At 43.2% G+C, this 17,086-nt stretch carries 20 protein-coding genes; 6 read left to right on the top strand and 14 right to left on the bottom strand.

Annotated features, from left to right (window positions below):
- Positions 1 to 339: 339 nt before the first annotated feature.
- Together FXF70_RS17305 and FXF70_RS17300 are read right to left on the bottom strand one after the other, a co-directional pair.
- Entirely contained in the window at positions 340 to 762 is a 423-nt protein-coding gene (locus FXF70_RS17305; protein ID WP_008347166.1) for a pyridoxamine 5'-phosphate oxidase family protein, read from the bottom strand.
- Between the two features lie 293 nt (positions 763 to 1,055).
- Positions 1,056 to 1,925, bottom strand: a complete 870-nt coding sequence (locus FXF70_RS17300; RefSeq protein WP_008347170.1) for an SDR family oxidoreductase — start codon at positions 1,923 to 1,925, stop codon at positions 1,056 to 1,058.
- 155 nt (positions 1,926 to 2,080) lie between these two features.
- On the opposite strand from FXF70_RS17300, the gene FXF70_RS17295 reads away from it, so the two are divergent.
- Positions 2,081 to 2,692 carry a class I SAM-dependent methyltransferase gene (locus FXF70_RS17295; RefSeq protein WP_079919168.1) on the top strand — a complete coding sequence of 204 codons (612 nt, stop codon included), beginning with the start codon at positions 2,081 to 2,083 and terminating at the stop codon, positions 2,690 to 2,692.
- Positions 2,693 to 2,708: 16 nt separating this feature from the next.
- Here the strand turns inward: FXF70_RS17295 and FXF70_RS17290 are convergent, their stop codons facing one another.
- The 3 genes from FXF70_RS17290 to FXF70_RS17280 form a co-directional block, all read right to left on the bottom strand.
- Positions 2,709 to 4,796 (bottom strand): BglG family transcription antiterminator, encoded by a 2,088-nt coding sequence (locus tag FXF70_RS17290; RefSeq protein WP_007498087.1) that lies wholly within the window; start codon positions 4,794 to 4,796, stop codon positions 2,709 to 2,711.
- Positions 4,797 to 4,917: 121 nt separating this feature from the next.
- Positions 4,918 to 6,000, bottom strand: coding sequence for a C45 family autoproteolytic acyltransferase/hydrolase (locus FXF70_RS17285; RefSeq protein WP_148780835.1), 1,083 nt, complete (start codon positions 5,998 to 6,000; stop codon positions 4,918 to 4,920).
- A 92-nt stretch (positions 6,001 to 6,092) separates the two neighbouring features.
- Positions 6,093 to 6,719 carry a GDSL-type esterase/lipase family protein gene (locus FXF70_RS17280; protein WP_050826966.1) on the bottom strand — a complete coding sequence of 209 codons (627 nt, stop codon included), beginning with the start codon at positions 6,717 to 6,719 and terminating at the stop codon, positions 6,093 to 6,095.
- A gap of 414 nt (positions 6,720 to 7,133) precedes the next feature.
- Between FXF70_RS17280 and FXF70_RS17275 the strand changes: the two genes are divergently transcribed.
- Entirely contained in the window at positions 7,134 to 7,769 is a 636-nt protein-coding gene (locus tag FXF70_RS17275) for an FMN-dependent NADH-azoreductase (RefSeq protein ID WP_024720223.1), read from the top strand.
- A gap of 34 nt (positions 7,770 to 7,803) precedes the next feature.
- Here FXF70_RS17275 and FXF70_RS17270 read toward each other — a convergent pair whose 3' ends face one another.
- The 8 genes from FXF70_RS17270 to FXF70_RS17235 form a co-directional block, all read right to left on the bottom strand.
- Positions 7,804 to 8,577 (bottom strand): IclR family transcriptional regulator, encoded by a 774-nt coding sequence (locus tag FXF70_RS17270; RefSeq protein ID WP_007498093.1) that lies wholly within the window; start codon positions 8,575 to 8,577, stop codon positions 7,804 to 7,806.
- A 14-nt stretch (positions 8,578 to 8,591) separates the two neighbouring features.
- Positions 8,592 to 9,596, bottom strand: a complete 1,005-nt coding sequence (locus FXF70_RS17265; protein WP_046342681.1) for a 5-oxoprolinase subunit C family protein — start codon at positions 9,594 to 9,596, stop codon at positions 8,592 to 8,594.
- Positions 9,593 to 10,339 carry a 5-oxoprolinase subunit PxpB gene (gene pxpB, locus FXF70_RS17260; protein ID WP_017366632.1) on the bottom strand — a complete coding sequence of 249 codons (747 nt, stop codon included), beginning with the start codon at positions 10,337 to 10,339 and terminating at the stop codon, positions 9,593 to 9,595. Before pxpB ends, FXF70_RS17265 begins: the two co-directional genes overlap by 4 nt.
- A gap of 19 nt (positions 10,340 to 10,358) precedes the next feature.
- On the bottom strand, positions 10,359 to 11,150 hold the full coding sequence (locus FXF70_RS17255) for a putative hydro-lyase (RefSeq protein ID WP_060780776.1): 792 nt from the start codon (positions 11,148 to 11,150) through the stop codon (positions 10,359 to 10,361).
- Between the two features lie 4 nt (positions 11,151 to 11,154).
- Entirely contained in the window at positions 11,155 to 12,372 is a 1,218-nt protein-coding gene (locus FXF70_RS17250) for an NRAMP family divalent metal transporter (protein ID WP_007498097.1), read from the bottom strand.
- 24 nt (positions 12,373 to 12,396) lie between these two features.
- Positions 12,397 to 13,155 (bottom strand): LamB/YcsF family protein, encoded by a 759-nt coding sequence (locus FXF70_RS17245; protein WP_007498099.1) that lies wholly within the window; start codon positions 13,153 to 13,155, stop codon positions 12,397 to 12,399.
- Positions 13,156 to 13,328: 173 nt separating this feature from the next.
- Entirely contained in the window at positions 13,329 to 14,108 is a 780-nt protein-coding gene (locus tag FXF70_RS17240; RefSeq protein WP_370539173.1) for a Cof-type HAD-IIB family hydrolase, read from the bottom strand.
- Between the two features lie 103 nt (positions 14,109 to 14,211).
- Positions 14,212 to 14,478: an excalibur calcium-binding domain-containing protein gene (locus FXF70_RS17235; protein WP_008347196.1), complete on the bottom strand. Its 267-nt coding sequence runs from the start codon at positions 14,476 to 14,478 to the stop codon at positions 14,212 to 14,214.
- Positions 14,479 to 14,662: 184 nt separating this feature from the next.
- Here FXF70_RS17235 and FXF70_RS17230 point away from each other — a divergent pair, with 184 nt between their 5' ends.
- The 3 genes from FXF70_RS17230 to FXF70_RS17220 are packed head-to-tail and all read left to right on the top strand — an operon-like array spanning position 14,663 to position 15,633.
- The gene (locus FXF70_RS17230) at positions 14,663 to 15,040 is read left to right on the top strand and encodes a VOC family protein (RefSeq protein ID WP_113747478.1); all 378 of its coding nucleotides are present in this window, start codon (positions 14,663 to 14,665) and stop codon (positions 15,038 to 15,040) included.
- Between the two features lie 25 nt (positions 15,041 to 15,065).
- Positions 15,066 to 15,359 (top strand): DUF5316 family protein, encoded by a 294-nt coding sequence (locus FXF70_RS17225; protein ID WP_019743141.1) that lies wholly within the window; start codon positions 15,066 to 15,068, stop codon positions 15,357 to 15,359.
- Positions 15,360 to 15,390: 31 nt separating this feature from the next.
- On the top strand, positions 15,391 to 15,633 hold the full coding sequence (locus FXF70_RS17220) for a DUF2651 family protein (RefSeq protein ID WP_148780834.1): 243 nt from the start codon (positions 15,391 to 15,393) through the stop codon (positions 15,631 to 15,633).
- A 244-nt stretch (positions 15,634 to 15,877) separates the two neighbouring features.
- On the opposite strand, the gene FXF70_RS17210 is transcribed toward FXF70_RS17220, so the two are convergent.
- Positions 15,878 to 16,270, bottom strand: a complete 393-nt coding sequence (locus FXF70_RS17210; RefSeq protein ID WP_007498112.1) for a RidA family protein — start codon at positions 16,268 to 16,270, stop codon at positions 15,878 to 15,880.
- A gap of 350 nt (positions 16,271 to 16,620) precedes the next feature.
- Here FXF70_RS17210 and FXF70_RS17205 point away from each other — a divergent pair, with 350 nt between their 5' ends.
- Positions 16,621 to 17,085: an FMN-binding protein gene (locus FXF70_RS17205; RefSeq protein WP_007498114.1), complete on the top strand. Its 465-nt coding sequence runs from the start codon at positions 16,621 to 16,623 to the stop codon at positions 17,083 to 17,085.
- Position 17,086: the final 1 nt, after the last annotated feature.

Here is a 17,086-nt window from a genome sequence, read left to right as displayed (position 1 = left end):
GTGTTCCGAGTGAACCTACGTTTGAAAGTAAACGCCATGGAAGTTCTGGATAACAAGACAACGAAAGCCCTACCTCTCATTCGTCCTTACGGCTCCGAAGCCGTGCCAGTGTGAATTGTAAATCAAAACGTCTTTTTTCCATTCTTCCGCTTTTATAGGGGGCGGTTGCAGAAGGAAAAGAATAAGTTTGTTCGCTTTGACAGCGTCTCGTTCTTATCAAGTAGAAGCTCTATTGCTTCTCATTATGTCATAGAAAAAAGAAAGTTTACTTTCTTTATTTATTTGCTATTTCAACACTTAATATAAAACTATAACACGTTCCCCCAACTTACGCAAGTGTTAAAGTGATAATTCTGCTGGTGTCCGGTTTCCTTCGTTCATATAACGAATGGAGGTTGGGTCAATCTTAAGGATCACTAGGTTTGGATCATCTTTTCCTTTAAACCATTTCTCCATCTCATCAGACCAAAGGCGGTCGATCAGTTCTGGATCATCAGTTAATGTGGCTTTACCTGCAATTTCTGCATATGTGTCCCCAAATCCTTCACCTGAATAACCAATGAGAATATGAACATTCGGATTTTTTTCAATCTCATCCGCTTTATGTGTTTCTTTGCTTGTTGGTGTATATAATGTCAGCCCTTCATGAAAAAAAGTCATATAGCGGGTATGCGGCTTATCTTGTTCAACAGTCGCCAATGTTCCAACTTTTTGTTCGTCTAATAAGTTCATTACCTTTTGCTTTAACTCTTCTTGTGACATGTATCTTCACTCCTTCAAAATGTCATCCGTACTCTTAGGTTTCCACGACAATCCATTCATTAAACAAAGAAATGTGTTTTTCATAAAAAGACATCTTCTAGCTGATGCTATAAAAAACGGACACATTGAAAGGGGAAGTTGAACATGCATCATGAAACGATGTTCCATTTGAGTTCACTTGTTATTGCAGCGGTTGTTGTGGGCATTATCATATGGTCTGTCTCATCTGTACAGAAGAATCGGAAGAAATACTAAATACACCGCCCAATCAAAGCTGGGCGGCGTGCTATTGATCATGTATTCATAAAGGAACCACCGTTGACGTGAAGTGTCTGTCCCGTCATATAAGACGATTCGTCCGAAGCAAGCAGTACATAGCAGCCTACATGCTCCACAGGCTGTCCTGGTCTTCCCATTGGGGTCTCGGCCCCGAAGTTTTCGACACTGTCTTCATCAAATGTAGATGGAATGAGCGGCGTCCAAATTGGACCGGGTGCTACACCGTTGACCCGAATTCCATCTTTCACAAGCGACTGTGCCATAGAACGAGTAAAGCCGTTGATGGCCCCTTTTGTCGCCGTATAATCAATGAGCACTTTGTTGCCTCGATACGGGTTAATAGATGTTGTATTAATAATGGAACTTCCCGGTTTTAAGTAATCGAGTGCCTTCTTCGTAAAATAAAAATAAGAATAGAAATTGGTTCTAAAGGTTTGGTGAAGCTGTTCACTAGAAATATCTTGAATACGTTCTTTCGGATGCTGTTCGGCCGCATTATTGACTAAGATGTCCAGCTTCCCAAAGGCTTCAACTGTCTTTTCTACCGCTTTCTCACAAAAGGCTTCGTCCCCGACATCCCCTGCAATCGTTAAACATTTAACGCCTTCCTGTTCTACACGTTTTTGCGTATCTTCTGCATCCTCATGTTCATTTAAGTATACAATCGCGACATGAGCTCCTTCTTTGGCATACGCAACAGAAACGGCACGTCCAATTCCGCTGTCTCCCCCTGTAATCAGCGCTACTTTTCCTTTTAGCTTACCAGACCCTTTATACGATTCATCCTCATAGATCGGCGCAGGATTCATTTCTCTTTCACTGCCTGGCTGCTGATCCTGCGTTTGGCGCGGAATGCCATTTGTTAAGTATTCACGTAAATCCATGTGTAAGCTCCTCCTTGATTTGTTGATGTATCCTTTCATTACCACTTCATTTTTTCACTCAAACATCCCTATGCTTCATCAATGCGTTTTGAAAACTGACAGGTTTCAGGATGGGAAAAATCGGTTACATAAACATAAAAAAGGAGCGTTCTCACATGCTGTCAACCATTTCTAAAACCTTTAGCAGACCAAAAGGCTGGCTCGGAAGCATCGCAGGTTTTATTATGGCAAATGAAAATAAGGCACTGAATCAATGGGCGATCCAGCATTTAGATTTATCAGATGGTGAAAACATATTGGAAATAGGCTATGGCCCCGGCTATAGCATCAAACATATGCTCAAGCATTATGACGATCTTCACATTGATGGACTAGATGCTTCTTCAACTATGAAGGAACAGGCGCATTCGCGTATAAAGAAACGATCCAAAGAGAAGCAGGTCCGGCTGTATGTCGGGAAAATTGAAAGAACGCGCCTGCCGGCGGATCAGTATGACAAAGTACTCTCTGTTAACAATTATACGATTTGGGATGACCCAAAGGCTGGCGCACTCAACCTTTATCACACCTTGAAACCTGGCGGAAAACTCGTCATTGTGATGCAGCCAAGAGAAAAAGGAGCAGACGCCAATCGGACAAAAGAAATGGGCGAAAGCATCCTCAATGACTTAGAATTTGCTGGATTTGATCAGTTTTCTGTTGAATATGAAGAGATTCGTCCCACCCTCGCTGTCTGTGTCACAGCAAAAAAGCCGAGAAGCGAATAAGCTCTCGGCTTTTTTCTTACCATTTTGCCTCTTTGACAAATTGATAAAAAAGTTGATGTAATTTCTGTTCAATCTCTTCCTTTGTTCCTTGTCCATAAAGCGCCATGCTTTCTTCGCTTTCAATGATGGATGAACTGATCAGGCTAAACATTTCAGACCCTTCTTTGCCAAGCTCTAGCGGCGCCAGCATGAGGAGCATTCTGGACATGAGCTGTTGCCCGCCATCCATGCTTTTGATCTCATATGCCTCATCAAGATCATAGATATGAAAGACCGGTTTCTTAATGAGATCATGCTTTAAGTGAAAAAGAGCAAACTCAGTTCCCGGAATGCCTAAACCACCTTGCTGCTCACGCTCAAGTAAACCGGCTGTCACTTCGTCTGCACGTTCTAAATAGCCTTGACTTTCAACCTGACGCATCAGCGCTCTCATTGTTGACTCATGCTGCTCCGTCGTCCTCTTTTTTTCGATTGTAAAATGGGACAAGATGCTGCGAATCACTGACATATAATTCGTGATTTGCTCTGCCATTCCTATCATATCAACCGTTTCCTCCACCGATTCTTTTGCAGATTCCTGCGCTCTTTTTTTCTCAATCAGATAAGGAATTTTTCGTTTAATATGAGACTTGACCCGCACTGCGTCATCCTCGTTTAAGAGCGGGCTGACCATAATGTAATCAATATGCTCATAGGGGATCGGCACGGTTGATACGATCATGTCATAGCTCGCAGCGTCGATTTCCTTTAGCTCCATTAAGGAAGATAGATCGAATTTGGCGATCTCAGGCAATTCTTTTTTTAATCGTGATGCGAGCATTTTGGACGAACCGATGCCGCTTGAGCAAACGACCAATGCATGAATCTTTGTTTCTTCTTTTTTAATTTCAAGCACCGAACCAAAATGAAGCACGATAAAGGCAATTTCATCCTCTGGAAATTCGATCTCAGGAAAGAAGCGCTCCACACCTTCTTCAATCGCCATGAACAGCAAGAAGTAGTCTTTTTTTATTTGTTGTGTGAGCGGATTATAAATCCGCATCTTTTCTTTTAAACGGTTCATAGCTGGTTCAAGATGAGACACGAGTCCCTCATACAATGAATCGTTTTCATTTAAATGGTAGCCTGTTTTATGAGAAATAAAGTCAATGAGTTTCTTCGTTCTCAGCGCAATATCTAACTCAATCTCATCAATGCGGTATTCTGCCGTAAAGCTTCGATTTGCACTACGCAAATGGATGGTCATGTAGCCGACCTCCGCTTCAGGAATCTCTACATTAAACATGCGTTCTAATGCTCGTGCGATTCTGAGTGAAGATTCAAATTCCTTCGTCCGCTTTAATTCAAGCAATTCTTCCTCTTCCATCCGAATGGTTTCACCGATTTGAATGCGTTCAATGGCATAGGTTAAGTGAACGACAAGTGCAATATAGGCACTATCTGACAACGAGAGAGAGAGTCTGTTTTTCAAATGAAAGAGTAGCCTTTCTACCTTGAGCAGCTGTCCTCGACTGACTACCCCAAACACCTTTTCAGTCGCTTTCGTTCGATGTTTAATATTCATCTCAATCGTTTCGAGAAATAATTGAATGTCGAGACGGTCAACGATCAGGTTGCCGACAATTTTTCGTTTGGCTTCCTCAGGCCCTTTTAATTCAATGCCGTACCCACGCTTGCGGATAAGCAGTAAACCGTAAGGAGCGATCCAGTCCGTCAGTTCATCTAAGTCGTAGCTGATGGTCGCATTTGTGACCTGCAAGTCGGCTGCAAGTGTATATAATTTCACCGGTTCTTTTGCTTCAAGCAGGGCACACAGGATTAAGAGCTTCCGTTCATCAGAACTATATTCAATTTGATCTTCATTTGAAATATGAGACAGAAGCCGCTGTTTGTCTTCCTGTTCACCGACCGCCTTCAAGCCCTTCCCCGGCTGTTTATCAAGTGATAGGTTGTAATTCTTTAAAATAGGTTTAATGGATTTAAGTTCTCTATGAATGGTTCTTGTACTTACTTGAACAGAATCGGCGATCTCACGAATGGTGACATAACGATTTTGCTGAATCATATATTTGATTACTTTCTGTTCTCGTGCCGTTATGTACATGAAATGCCTCCTTCTGCTTAAATAGGTCTATTGTCACACTTTAATATAAAACGCTTTCACTGATCGATGCAACCTGAAGTTGATCTAAATTTGGCACACAGGCTGTGACAAAATGAAAGACTCACACGTTTCTCCAAAAGGAAGGTCCATAATCCTTTTGATGAAATTGAATCGTTAGTTCATGAAATGGCAGTGTGCCCCCGACCTTTAATGAATAGGTAGGATGATAGACGGGAGAGCCAAAGCAATACTCCATCGTCCCTTCCTCCGGCCGAAACATGACGGTTCGCATCGTCCCAAACAGCTCTTCATAATTGTGCACAGTCAGACCAGCAGGGTATTCTGCCTGAAATAGTTCCGTAAGAGACTCGCTTGACGGCTGTTCTTCTAAAGCTTGAATTAACATGTCGTACCTGACAACAGAATGATGTTTCGTCAACCCTTTTGCCGAGTGATCAGCAAGCGGATGGTTCGTAGCCGCAATAAATCCACGCTCCGGCCTTCTCACCTTTTTTTGCCCATCAATCATTTCAATCACAGCCGCCTCTCCCTTCCGGTCAGCAAGCATGAGATGAACATTAGACGCGACGGGCATTTCCTGTACCAAACGGACGGCATCCTCCACCGTTTTACAGGACTCTAGCACAGCACGAATAACATGATATACTTGCAAGCCAGCAACAGCCGGCGTCTTTAAGCCTGGTTCGTTGCCAATAGGCGGACCGCATGCAGAAAATGTTACCGATAGACCATGCTCATTCATCCCATCCGATCGACCAAATAAGATTAATGATGAGCCTGTATGGACTGCTGAGCCCTTCACATGCGTAGATACAAGACGCATATCATCAAACAGCGGAGAAAAATCATAGTTGCGCAGCATCACCGTCTGTTGATTGGCAGCCTCATTCCCCTGCATCACACAATGGGAACAGCCTGGCTGAAGATGCGAAGAATAGAAAAAGGTCAAATCGCTTTCATCTATTTGCATTTCATCACAAAATCCCGAGAGTTCTTCTTCTAACTGAGGAAGAAATGGTCGAATCAGCTGCTTTGTTTCCTTCACAGCCTCTTTTGATAACGGTTCTGTTTGAATGTATTGTTTCTTAAGCAAAGGGCGCTCCTTCAGCCAAATAGCCTGCTGCTTTCCTACCTCATAAGCTGTTCCTTTCAATTCATGAAAATACGCGCTCATCTCCTGCATGTATCCACCTCTTTTGTCTTTGTTTCTTTTATCATATCGAAACAGCCCTTTATTTAAAAGAATGAAAAAACTGTAATCCCGCGGGATCACAGTTACTTAAAGGATTGTTGAAACAGCGCTTCTGCCATTACTTCATATCCTTTGTGGTTCGGATGAAATTGATCAATTGATAAGTATGCGCTTTGATGACCTTCAAATACACCGTAAATATCCACCACTTCTACATGTGGATTCGCAGCAAGCTGGCGAAGGTGATGGTTGTATTGCTTCAGCCATCTCTCGGCGATCGGAATCTCAGGAAAAGGATTATATAAATTCAATAAATATACGCAGTATGGTTGATGCTGCCCTCTTTTTATCAGAGCGATTTCTTGAACCATTTTGCTAAAATTCGCCTGACAATGCATAGACGCTTGCAGCAGTGTCTTTTCATCTTCACCTTTTTCATACTGCAGAACAGCTTGAACAAGATCATTCCCGCAGCCTGTGATGGTGATGATGTCAGCATGAGCAATCGCCCGTCTTACATCAGACCGCTGAAAAAGCTGCAAGATCTCTTCCGTTGTTAACCCTGATTTCGCAAATACGGACAGTTTCACCGGTATATGCAGCTTCTTTTCAAGCTTCGCCGCATATCGCTCCGTAAAACCGCCGCCAAATAAACGTGCCCCCACCCCAACCGTTAAGGAATCTCCAATCGCAACATAGGATCGTCCCACTCTTATCCCTCACTCTCTCCTGCCTTCTCTTATATATACGAAAAAGAAGAACAAATGCTTGTAGCAGATGGCTTAAAGGCATCCACCTTTTTTTCAAAGACGCAGGATGAGCGCATTTACAAACACTTTACTTGCGATATCGATCCATTTTTTGTTCAATGGGAGTAGGGTTTTTTTGCTTAAATCGCAGCTTTGAAGCGTTTCAGAAAAATTTACAAACTTTTTATCTTGATTTCAAGACTTTATACCTTGACTTCAAACTATATAGTGATTACAATGAAAATATCAGTTTTTATGTAACTGTGCTTGTTACATCTTTTTCATAGCATTCCAATATGATTAAAGATGCCACATATTCAGTGTATCTTTGGGATACGCTAAAAAAATCATTGAAACAGGAAGGATTGAATGAACATGGCAAAAGTTTTATACATCACTGCACATCCGCATGATGAAACAGTTTCTTACAGTATGGCTACTGCTAAAGCATTTATCGAATCTTATAAGGAAGCAAATCCAAGTGACGAGGTTGTACATATCGATTTGTACAAAGAAAACATTCCTCACATTGATGCAGATGTATTCGCTGGATGGGGCAAGCTTCAATCTGGTGCTGGCTTCGATACACTTTCAGCTGAAGAGCAAGCGAAAGTTGCTCGCCTAAACGAATTAAGCGATCAATTCGTTTCTGCTGACAAATACGTATTTGTTTCACCACTTTGGAACTTCTCATTCCCACCAGTTCTTAAAGCATACATCGACTCTGTTGCTGTAGCTGGTAAAACATTCAAATACACTGAGCAAGGTCCTGTTGGATTACTAACAGACAAAAAAGCGCTACACATCCAAGCACGTGGCGGATATTACACTGAAGGTCCTGCTGCTGAACTAGAAGCAGGTCACCGTTACCTTGGAACAATTGCAAACTTCTTCGGTATTCCTTCTTTCGAAGGTCTTATTGTTGAAGGTCACAATGCTGAGCCTGCAAAAGCAGAACAAATTAAAGCAGATGCGATCGAACGTGCAAAAGCTTTAGGTAAAACTTTCTAATCATGAACACGCAAAAAGCCAATGATCTTAACGGTCATTGGCTTTTTATTTGTTCAGATGCAAAACCTAATTCTTTTGAAATGCCGCTGGCCGCTTTTTTGACCTGCTCAATTAAATAAGGAAGCCGTTCCTTTTGATAGCCGGCCTCAAACCCTGCAATACTAATGCCTGCTGCCACTTCTCCGTGATGATTGAAAATGGGCGCTCCAATAGCGGCAGTATAGTTTTCAAGCTCTGAATAGCTTAACGTATATCCGCGCCTGTTTGATTCTTCGATCATGTTTCGCAGGACATCTTTATCGGTAATGGTTCCGATCCCAATTTTCCCGAGCTCTACCGAATCAATATAGGCAAGTCTCTCTTCCTCTGGCAAAAAGGAAAGAATACTTCTCGCACAAGCTCCCGCATATAATGGGGATCTTCTTCCGACGGCGGTATAGAGCCGGACAGGCTGCGTTCCTTCCATTTTCTCCACATAAATGGCTTCATCTCCTTCACGAATAATGAGCTGAACAGCCTCACCTACCTCATCACGCAAGTTTTCCATAAAGGGCCTTGCAATTCTACGGATATCGAGGCGATCGGCGACAAGCTGACCGTATTCAAGGAACATCAATCCTAATCGGTAAACACCTGAAGGATGCTTTTCTAATAATCCCATATCGGCTAACGAGTTGGCCATTCGGTGTACAGATGTTTTGGGCATGCTCGAGAGCTCAATCATGTCATTTAACGTTAATTGTTCGTGTGTGATAAAAAGCCGTAATATCTCCATTGATTTCACAACGGTTTTATTTGTGTTCTGCATGTTTCTCACCTTTTCTAAAACGAAAATGCTTCGAGTTTTAATCTTGCCGTCAGGTCCTTCATTTCTGCTTCTTGTGTGAATAAGGCTTGCTCTGCTTCTTGGCGGTCAATTTGTTGAAACGTGAGATTCGCTCCAGGCATCGCCTGCGCAATGAGCGGCAAATCGACTGTTGCCACCTCACCAATACGGGGATATCCACCTGTCGTCTGGCGATCTGCGAGCAGAATAATCGGCTGGCCGTCAGGAGGAATTTGAATAGAGCCAAAAGCAACCGCTTCTGAAATCAATTCAAGCTTTTGCTTTAAACGTATCGGTTCTCCTTTCAATCTGCATCCCATACGATCAGATTGGGGAGTGACCTGATAAGACCGTTCGAAAAAAGCTTGCTGCGATTCTTCCTGAAAATGAGACAGATGTCTCCCTGCCAGCACCCGAATGACTGGTGATTTCCCGAGAGGCAAAAAATGAGCATGATTGACTGTCCAGTCTGGCGCACGTTCCCCTTTGCTTTTTAACATGTGAACGAGGCTCACCGCCAGTGGTGACGGTTCTCCAATCGGCAGGACGTCTCCTTTTTCTAGCGGACGCCCTTCTACCCCGCCTATCTTCGCTCTGACGTACGTACTTTTACTTTTCATCACCGGCTCAACATCAAATCCACCGGCTACAGCGAGGTAGGAGCGGCATCCCCTCTTACAAGGGCCAAAGGTGATCGTGCTTCCTGCTCGAATGAAGAGCGGTTTCCATAGAGGCACTTGTTCCCCGTCAATCTCAACCTCCACATCAGCACCGGTCACGGCGATCAGCTGATCCTTCTGACATGTCAACACTGGACCGGGCCCCATTAATGTGATTTCCAGCACCGCTTCGTTTTCTTGATTCCCAGTGAGGATGTTGGCGATTCGGAGCGAGAGCGGGTCCATGCCGCCGCTCGTTAAAACACCGTACTTCTGATAGCCTATTCTCCCTTTATCTTGAATGGTGGTGAACATTCCTGGCTTGATGACATGAATACTCAACGATCTTCCTCCTTCATGCTGAAAAATTCCTTTTCAGACAGTTGAACAAATCGAACCTCGTCCCCTGCCTTTAGTAGACTAGGTCTCTCAGCATTCGGCCGAAATAAGGACAAAGGGGTTTGTCCAATGAGCTGCCAGCCTCCGGGTGTAGATATCGGATAAACCCCTGTCTGCTTCCCCGCAATACCCACAGACCCTTTTGGAATCGACATTCTTGGTGTTTGTCTGCGCGGAGCTGCAATTTTTTCAGAAAGTCCGCCTAAAAACGGGAACCCAGGAGCAAACCCAATCATATAGACAAGATACGTCCCGGATGTGTGAATGCGTACAACTTCTTCAGGCGTCAAATCATTGATACGGGCGACTTCTTCTAAGTCAGGACCGAGCTCTCCTCCATAACATACAGGAATGTCGACGATCCGGCGCTTTGCCTGATTCCCCTCCTGCCAGTTGTCTTCAAGGAGGTTTTCAATATAGTCTTTGACCCATTCATACGGAGAGATCGCACGTTGCTTAAGCTGAGCAGATTGATAGACCGTATAGGGCTCATAAAAGACGGTCACGTTTGTAAAAGCTTGAACAGCTTCCACATATCCTTCAAATGGATGCTGTTCAATACATGAAAACAGCTGCTTCACACGCTCATGAATGTCTTCACTTATGTCAGTCCCGGCTTGGATGACAATGGCTGCGTCTCCTAGCGGGTGGAACGTGATCGTATCTTTTATCGTTGAAAATGCCACTTTTATGACACCTCTCTTTCTACAGGACACCGAGCTTTTGATCTCTTACATCTGTGATAAACATATGACCGGGTGCATGGGTGATCGCAATATCCGGCTTAGTGTGCATGACGATGGCTTGCGGCGTCACACCACATGCCCAAAACACCGGGACTTCCCCTTCTTTGATCACAGATGGTTCTCCAAAGTCTGGTTGATCTACATGTTCAATGCCAATCACAGCTGGATCACCTATATGGATAGGACCGCCATGTACAGATGGGAATCTAGACGTCACCTGAACACTTCTTGTGACTTGATGTGCTGGGATCGGCCTCATGCTGACAACCATCGGACCATGGAATACACCTGCCCTTTCACATGGGATGTTCGTTTGATACATTGGTACATTATGACCGTCTTCAATATGGCGGACAGGAATGTCATTCAGCATGAGTGCATGCTCAAATGTAAAACTGCATCCGATGAGAAAGCCCACCATATCATCCTCCCAATAGGAAGAAATATCTGTTACCTCTTCTTGAAGAACCCCTTTTTTGTAAACACGGTATTTAGGGAAATCCGTTCGAATATCCGCATCAGGTGCTGAACGCCTTGGCACTGGAACACCTGGGTCGAGCACATCAAGCAATGGGCACGAAGCCGGATTCCGCTGACAAAATAAAAGAAAATCGAAGGCCAGCTCTTTTTTGACGATCATTAAGTTGGCTTGCGCAAATCCCTCAGCAAAGCCAGCCGTTGGGCCTGTGATCTTCTGCTTACGAATCAATTCCCTTATTTGTGACGGCTCATAGGTTTGATATGCTTTCATGTGATCAGCTCCATAGTTTTGGAATTTCATTCATGATGGTATATCCGCCCATGATTGCCATGATGACAACAACAAACGCACCTGTTGCTGTCAAAAAGAATGGATGGCGATAATCACCGACAATTTCTTTTTTATAGGCAGCAATCAGCAATGTTCCGAGTGCAAGCGGCAAGATCAATGCATTGATGGCCCCAACCAAAATCAATATGTTCACAGGTCTTCCAATCGTGATAAAACAAATGGTCGAGAGCGCAATGAATCCAACGATAATGCCTCGTTGATTTTTCTCGATTTTTGGTGAGAAGGTTTTAAAGAAGGAAACGGAGGTGTATGCTGCTCCAATGACTGAGGTAATGGCGGCAGCCCACATAATAATCCCGAACATTTTATATCCAACATTTCCAGATGCTAATTGAAAAACAGACGCAGGCGGGTTCGATGGATCAATCTGTAATCCTTTTGAGACAACTCCTAGAACGGCTAAAAATAAAGCCACACGCATTACGGATGTGATCAAAATACCGAAAATGGAACTTTTCGTCACTTGGGGCAATGCTTCCTTCCCCTTAATGCCAGCATCCAGCAGACGATGACCACCAGCAAAAACGATATAGCCACCAACTGTCCCGCCGACAAGTGTCACAATCGATAACATGTCAATTTTCTCTGGCACGAAAGTTCTCATGACAGCTTCTCCAACTGGCGGTGCTGTGGAAATAGCCACATACAGCATCAGACCAATCATGACAAAACCAGCGATTTGTGTGAATCGGTCCATCGCTTTTCCTGCCTCTTTGATGACAAAAATGAGAATGGCAATGACTGCACTGACCCCAGCCCCTATGCGGGGATCGACGCCGAATATGACCTGAAAACCGAGACCCGCACCGGCGATATTTCCAATATTAAAGGCAAGCCCCCCAATGACAATCAAACAGGCTAACACATATCCAAGACCCGGCAGAACCATATTGGCAATGTCCTGTCCTCTTTTTTCCGAGACGGCAATGATACGCCATACATTTGTTTGCGCAAAAATGTCTAGCAAAATGGAAATCAAGATGACAAACCCAAAGCTAGCTGCGAGCTGCTGTGTGAACACCGTTGTTTGTGTTAAAAATCCCGGTCCAATGGCGGACGTTGCCATTAAAAAGGCTGCGCCCATCAGCATAGAACGGTTCCCTTTTGGAGCTTTCATCTGTTTGGCTTTCTCTCTTTTCATGCTGTTTCCCCCTTTGATGACGATTTATCGAAAGGCCTTGAGTTGAATAGTGGCTTCTTTTAGCTTCGCTGTAATGGTTTTTGCAAATTGAAGCGCGTGACTGCCATCCCCGTGGATACACACCGTATCTGCTTTGAGCTGAACATCTTCCCCTTGCACTGTCCGCACTTTCCCCTCTCTTACCATACGGATGACCTGCTGAACTGCCCTTTCATCCTCTTCAATAAGTGCATGAGGTTCACGGCGGGATGTCAGTGTCCCGTCTGGTTGATACGTGCGATCAGAAAAAACTTCATGTGCCACTTGAAGACCGATTCTTTCCCCTGCTGACGCAAGTTCACTACCTGACAGCGCAAATAACACAAGGTTAGGATCAATATCATACACAGCCTTCGCAATCGATTCAGATAATTCAGTATTTTTAGCCGCCATGTTGTAAAGGGCGCCGTGTGGTTTGACGTGCTGCATCATGCCGCCTTCTGCTTTCAGAAAGGCTGATAGTGCACCAATTTGATAGATCACAAGATCATAGGCTTCCTCTGCTGAGATCGCGATTGGACGTCTGCCAAAACCGACTAAATCTTGCAGACCTGGATGTGCACCAATTTGAACCCCTTTATCCAGTGCCATTTTAACCGTCTTTCTCATCACAGTTGGATCTCCCGCATGAAAACCGCATGCAATATTGGCTGAGGTGACATATTCAAGAATTTGTTCATCTGAACCGATCGTGTATTGACCAAAACTTTCTCCCAAATCACAGTTAATATCCACTTGATACATAGAACCCCTCCTTGTCGTTCCGAATTGCGGAATATAAAGTCCGAATATTCGAATTTATATTGATTATACCAACTTTGGATAGACTGCACATGAAATTGTCAGAAAATATAACAATAGAACTAGGAGAAAACAAAAAAAGTGAGAGGTCATATCCTCTCACTTTTTCTACTCATTTATTTAGACAGCACCCAATGCTGGATGGCTTTTGCTACCCCATGCTCTGTATTAGGAGCCGTAATCCAATCAGCCGCTTCTTTCACAACTTCTTGTGCATTGCCCATTGCGATGCCTAATCCGGCTTCTTGAATCATCGCCATATCATTCAGGCTGTCGCCAAGTGACATGACGTTGTCCATTGTACAGCCAATGCGTTCTGCAACTTTTGCAAGAGCTGCCGCTTTGTTAATGCCTGCTGCATTGACTTCGATATTGGTTGGACTGGAATTCGTGATTTCTAGCTGTCCATTTGTTTTCAATGTATGGAGGACTTCCTCACGAACAGCATCGTCATGAATATCAAAACCAAATTTCAGCCATTCGTGGTCATGAATGCGTTCTGGGAATTCTCCTCTCCACACTTTATCCACAGTAGATGCCCAGTAATCGGTTTCGTATCTGTTTTTTAGATCCCACATCATCTGAACGTGATCGGGATGCAGTAGTTCTCGTTCGATCAACTGGAAGTTTGAATCCCAAATTTCACTTCCGTTCGCTGTGACAAGATAGGAAGAGAGTTTCAGCGGTTCGACCAGCTCTCGGCATGTCATCAGCGTACGTCCTGTGCTAATCACCACATGGACCCCTTTGGCTTCTGCTTCTTTAATGGCTTGTTTATTTTCCTCAGGAATGACGTGCTCACTGTTTAACAGCGTGCCATCCATATCAATGGCAATCAATCGGATGTCTTTCTTATCAGCTTGTGTTGACAAATTGAGTACCCCACTTTGTATCATTTTTTGAATCTATCTTTATTTTAATATAAAGATGAAGATGGCACAAAGGGACGAGTTTGATCCCATAGAAAAAAGACCTTGTGACAGGTCTTTTTACTTCTTCTTAACGTTCACACGCAATGCCGTCTTTATCACGGTCAAGGTGTTTATTTTTTAAGTAAAGTGCTTTTGATGCATAAGGCTTGTACTTCGTTTTTCCACCTTTGTTTTTCGTATTTTTGCTTTTTGCCACGCCGCCTTTATATACTTTGTTGAGTGCTTTGCAGTTTTTGTACTTGACTGTCTTTGCATCCGCTGTGTGTGTGTCAACTTGTGTAAAGCTAAGTAAAAGACCGAAAGACAAGACAGCGACCATGATTTTTTTTAACATGTAAGTTCCCCCTATTTTTTCTCATTTTACATTTTTATCATATGTCACCACATTTTGTTTTTCAAGACGATCGAGGTGAAAATATTGGTTTTTTTGGAATTCAATGAATCTTATGACCTATGTGGTAAAATGAGTGGGAAACCTTTCCGGTTTTGACACGTATATGAAGAAAGGAGCTTTCCATATGAAAATGAAATATACCATTCTATATGTAAACGATGTTGAGGCAAGTATTCAGTTCTACCATCATATCCTCGGTTTGCCGATTAAATTGAGGGTTGAATCCTATGTTGAGTTTGATACAGGAGAAGTCACCCTATCGATTAATTCACGCCAAGATGTGAAAGAGGCACTTGGGCTGCCTGTTCCAGAGGCAGTCAGCTCATCACAAACGTTTGAGATTGGCTTTGTTGTGGATGATGTGAATGAAACCATTGCGTCCTTGAAGGAAAAAGGGGTACCTGTCATCAAGGAACCTGCTAAGAAGCCGTGGGGACAAACGGTCAGTTATGTGTCTGATCCTGATGGACATTTCATTGAAATATGTGATGCGGTCTCCTAATAGCTGTCCGAAGGAGTGAAGCGTAATGAGAAAGAAACATGCTTTTTTTGTTGGTGTTTGCTCCATGCTGGTGATTTGCAGTGCGGCGCTCATATTACAGCACCATGAATGGATTGGGTTTGTCAGTGGTGGAATCTCTATTATTGCATTCGTCGTGTCTGGATTTCTTATGGGTGCATGGACCAACGGGGACGAGGCACGAGCGGCCTATCACTCTGAAACAAAAGAACACCGGATGTTTCGTCTTGATACGGCGTTTCTTTTCATCATCTTTGCCCTTCCGCATATGGGTGCTGCACTATTATATGTTTTTATGTAAATAGTTGATTTGGTTCAAAGGAGTGATCAACATGGCTGTTTTTGTCTTATTCGTTATATTTGGTTTACCTATGATCTCTGTGCTGATTGGCATTTTCGGCACATTGTTTTTAAAGAACATTTGGTTTCCTACATTGATTGTGCTGGTAGCGAGTGTGATTCTAATGTTCACCTCTATTGATGGAAATAAAACCTTTCTCATTTGGGTCATCATCTACACAGCCTGTGCATTTCTCGGTGCATTCATTACAAAGCGATTCCAAGTTGTTTCATAAATACTCATCAAAAAAAGAACAGTTTGCACTGTTCTTTCAGATTGTTGACAAAGGGCTAAAATGATTCTTTATTTTAGCCCTTTGTCTTCTTTTCAGCGTGATAGAAAACCTTTGCATCCCTAGGAAGGACAAGTACTGGCGCGGAGCGAATTTGACATTCGTGAGCACCAGCACGCAGGACTGCGGGCGAATGCGAGGGTTTGTCTACACGCTGAAAGAACAGTTTGCACTGTTCTTTTTTTGATTAAATATCCGCACACCATAGCTCTATTTCGATTTTCAGCTCTGGCCACCCTAATGCCGTCACATAGGCAACGGTCATTGATGGATATGCCGTTTTGAAGATTGCATCCCACTGTGGATATAGATGATCCCAATCAATTTCTTCTGTTGCCCAAATATTGACTTTGATGACGTGTTCTTCATTCAATCCTTCTGATGCAAGGATTCTCTTTATATTTTCAAACGTATTGGTGACTTGGTCGTTTAAGCTTGATGGGATCTGTCCATCCGCTCCTGTCCCTACTTGACCTGATGTCACAAATAACCCCGCACCCTTTGGCACCCTTGTGATATGACTGTAGTTGCCAACGGGTTTCGGCATACTTTCTGGATTTTTTCTCGTGATTTTCTCCATGTAAATCCCTCACTCACTATGGTTTTTCTGCGTGTTTTTCTTCCTGTAGACAGACTTCACCAATTTTTGTCTATCCTAAAAGAAAACAGCAGTGGAGTATCCGTAGCCACAAGGTAAGAACATCAATATTTTCTTTTTCATGGACGAAACACTCCTTTTTGATTGCGTGAGCAAGGTTTAGATTCATTTCATCCTACCTGATAAATGAACCACAGTCAAAAATAAATGATAAACGATAACGTGCAATATCTTGATTCTTATTGCCTATTATCTAAAATCGTTCTTTTCTTGTTCATGGTTTGTTCAAATTTCTTCTATATAGTAGATCGTAATAGGAGGTAGGATACATCATGGCAAAAATAAATAAGAAAATGATTAGTCTTTGCACCGCAGCTATCAGCAGCTTATACATCACTGGTTATGCAACTACCCATCATGCGCAAGCCGTTCAGACAGCACAATCAAATACACAAGCAGACGCTTCTTCAAACGATACATCTCTCACATCAGATACTACCGCCACTCAAACAGAAGATACCACTTCAGAAACTGAACTCAAGGATGGTACTTTTTCTGGTACTGGATCAAATGAGATTGGCTCTATTAGTGTATCTGTTACCATCAAACAAGGAAATATCACTTCTGTCGAGATTACGAGTGATAACACTAGATACGGGCAAAGCTCCATTTCATCATTACCCAATGAAGTGGTTATCAGACAAAGTGCTGATGTAGATACGGTGAGCGGTGCAACATTAAGTACTCAGGATTTTGAAACAGCCGTTGCTCAGGCTTTAGAGCAGGCAAAGGCATAGA

The organism is Bacillus sp. Y3 (genome assembly GCF_008123875.1).
In the GTDB taxonomy this organism is placed as follows: Bacteria; Bacillota; Bacilli; order Bacillales; family Bacillaceae; genus Bacillus; species Bacillus altitudinis.
This window is presented reverse-complemented; position numbering and strand designations above follow the sequence as displayed.

Bases quoted from the DNA above. Each gene is read 5' to 3' on its own strand.
- FXF70_RS17295 (WP_079919168.1), top strand. From the start codon at position 2,081: ATGCTGTCAACCATTTCTAAAACCTTTAGCAGACCAAAAGGCTGGCTC.
- FXF70_RS17240 (WP_370539173.1), bottom strand. From the start codon at position 14,108: ATGATACAAAGTGGGGTACTCAATTTGTCAACACAAGCTGATAAGAAA.
- FXF70_RS17285 (WP_148780835.1), bottom strand. From the start codon at position 6,000: ATGCAGGAGATGAGCGCGTATTTTCATGAATTGAAAGGAACAGCTTAT.
- FXF70_RS17220 (WP_148780834.1), top strand. From the start codon at position 15,391: ATGGCTGTTTTTGTCTTATTCGTTATATTTGGTTTACCTATGATCTCT.
- FXF70_RS17245 (WP_007498099.1), bottom strand. From the start codon at position 13,155: ATGTATCAAGTGGATATTAACTGTGATTTGGGAGAAAGTTTTGGTCAA.
- FXF70_RS17205 (WP_007498114.1), top strand. From the start codon at position 16,621: ATGGCAAAAATAAATAAGAAAATGATTAGTCTTTGCACCGCAGCTATC.
- FXF70_RS17270 (WP_007498093.1), bottom strand. From the start codon at position 8,577: ATGCAGAACACAAATAAAACCGTTGTGAAATCAATGGAGATATTACGG.
- FXF70_RS17290 (WP_007498087.1), bottom strand. From the start codon at position 4,796: ATGTACATAACGGCACGAGAACAGAAAGTAATCAAATATATGATTCAG.
- FXF70_RS17250 (WP_007498097.1), bottom strand. From the start codon at position 12,372: ATGAAAAGAGAGAAAGCCAAACAGATGAAAGCTCCAAAAGGGAACCGT.
- FXF70_RS17210 (WP_007498112.1), bottom strand. From the start codon at position 16,270: ATGGAGAAAATCACGAGAAAAAATCCAGAAAGTATGCCGAAACCCGTT.
- FXF70_RS17255 (WP_060780776.1), bottom strand. From the start codon at position 11,150: ATGAAAGCATATCAAACCTATGAGCCGTCACAAATAAGGGAATTGATT.
- FXF70_RS17230 (WP_113747478.1), top strand. From the start codon at position 14,663: ATGAAAATGAAATATACCATTCTATATGTAAACGATGTTGAGGCAAGT.
- FXF70_RS17275 (WP_024720223.1), top strand. From the start codon at position 7,134: ATGGCAAAAGTTTTATACATCACTGCACATCCGCATGATGAAACAGTT.
- FXF70_RS17225 (WP_019743141.1), top strand. From the start codon at position 15,066: ATGAGAAAGAAACATGCTTTTTTTGTTGGTGTTTGCTCCATGCTGGTG.
- FXF70_RS17235 (WP_008347196.1), bottom strand. From the start codon at position 14,478: ATGTTAAAAAAAATCATGGTCGCTGTCTTGTCTTTCGGTCTTTTACTT.
- FXF70_RS17300 (WP_008347170.1), bottom strand. From the start codon at position 1,925: ATGGATTTACGTGAATACTTAACAAATGGCATTCCGCGCCAAACGCAG.
- FXF70_RS17305 (WP_008347166.1), bottom strand. From the start codon at position 762: ATGTCACAAGAAGAGTTAAAGCAAAAGGTAATGAACTTATTAGACGAA.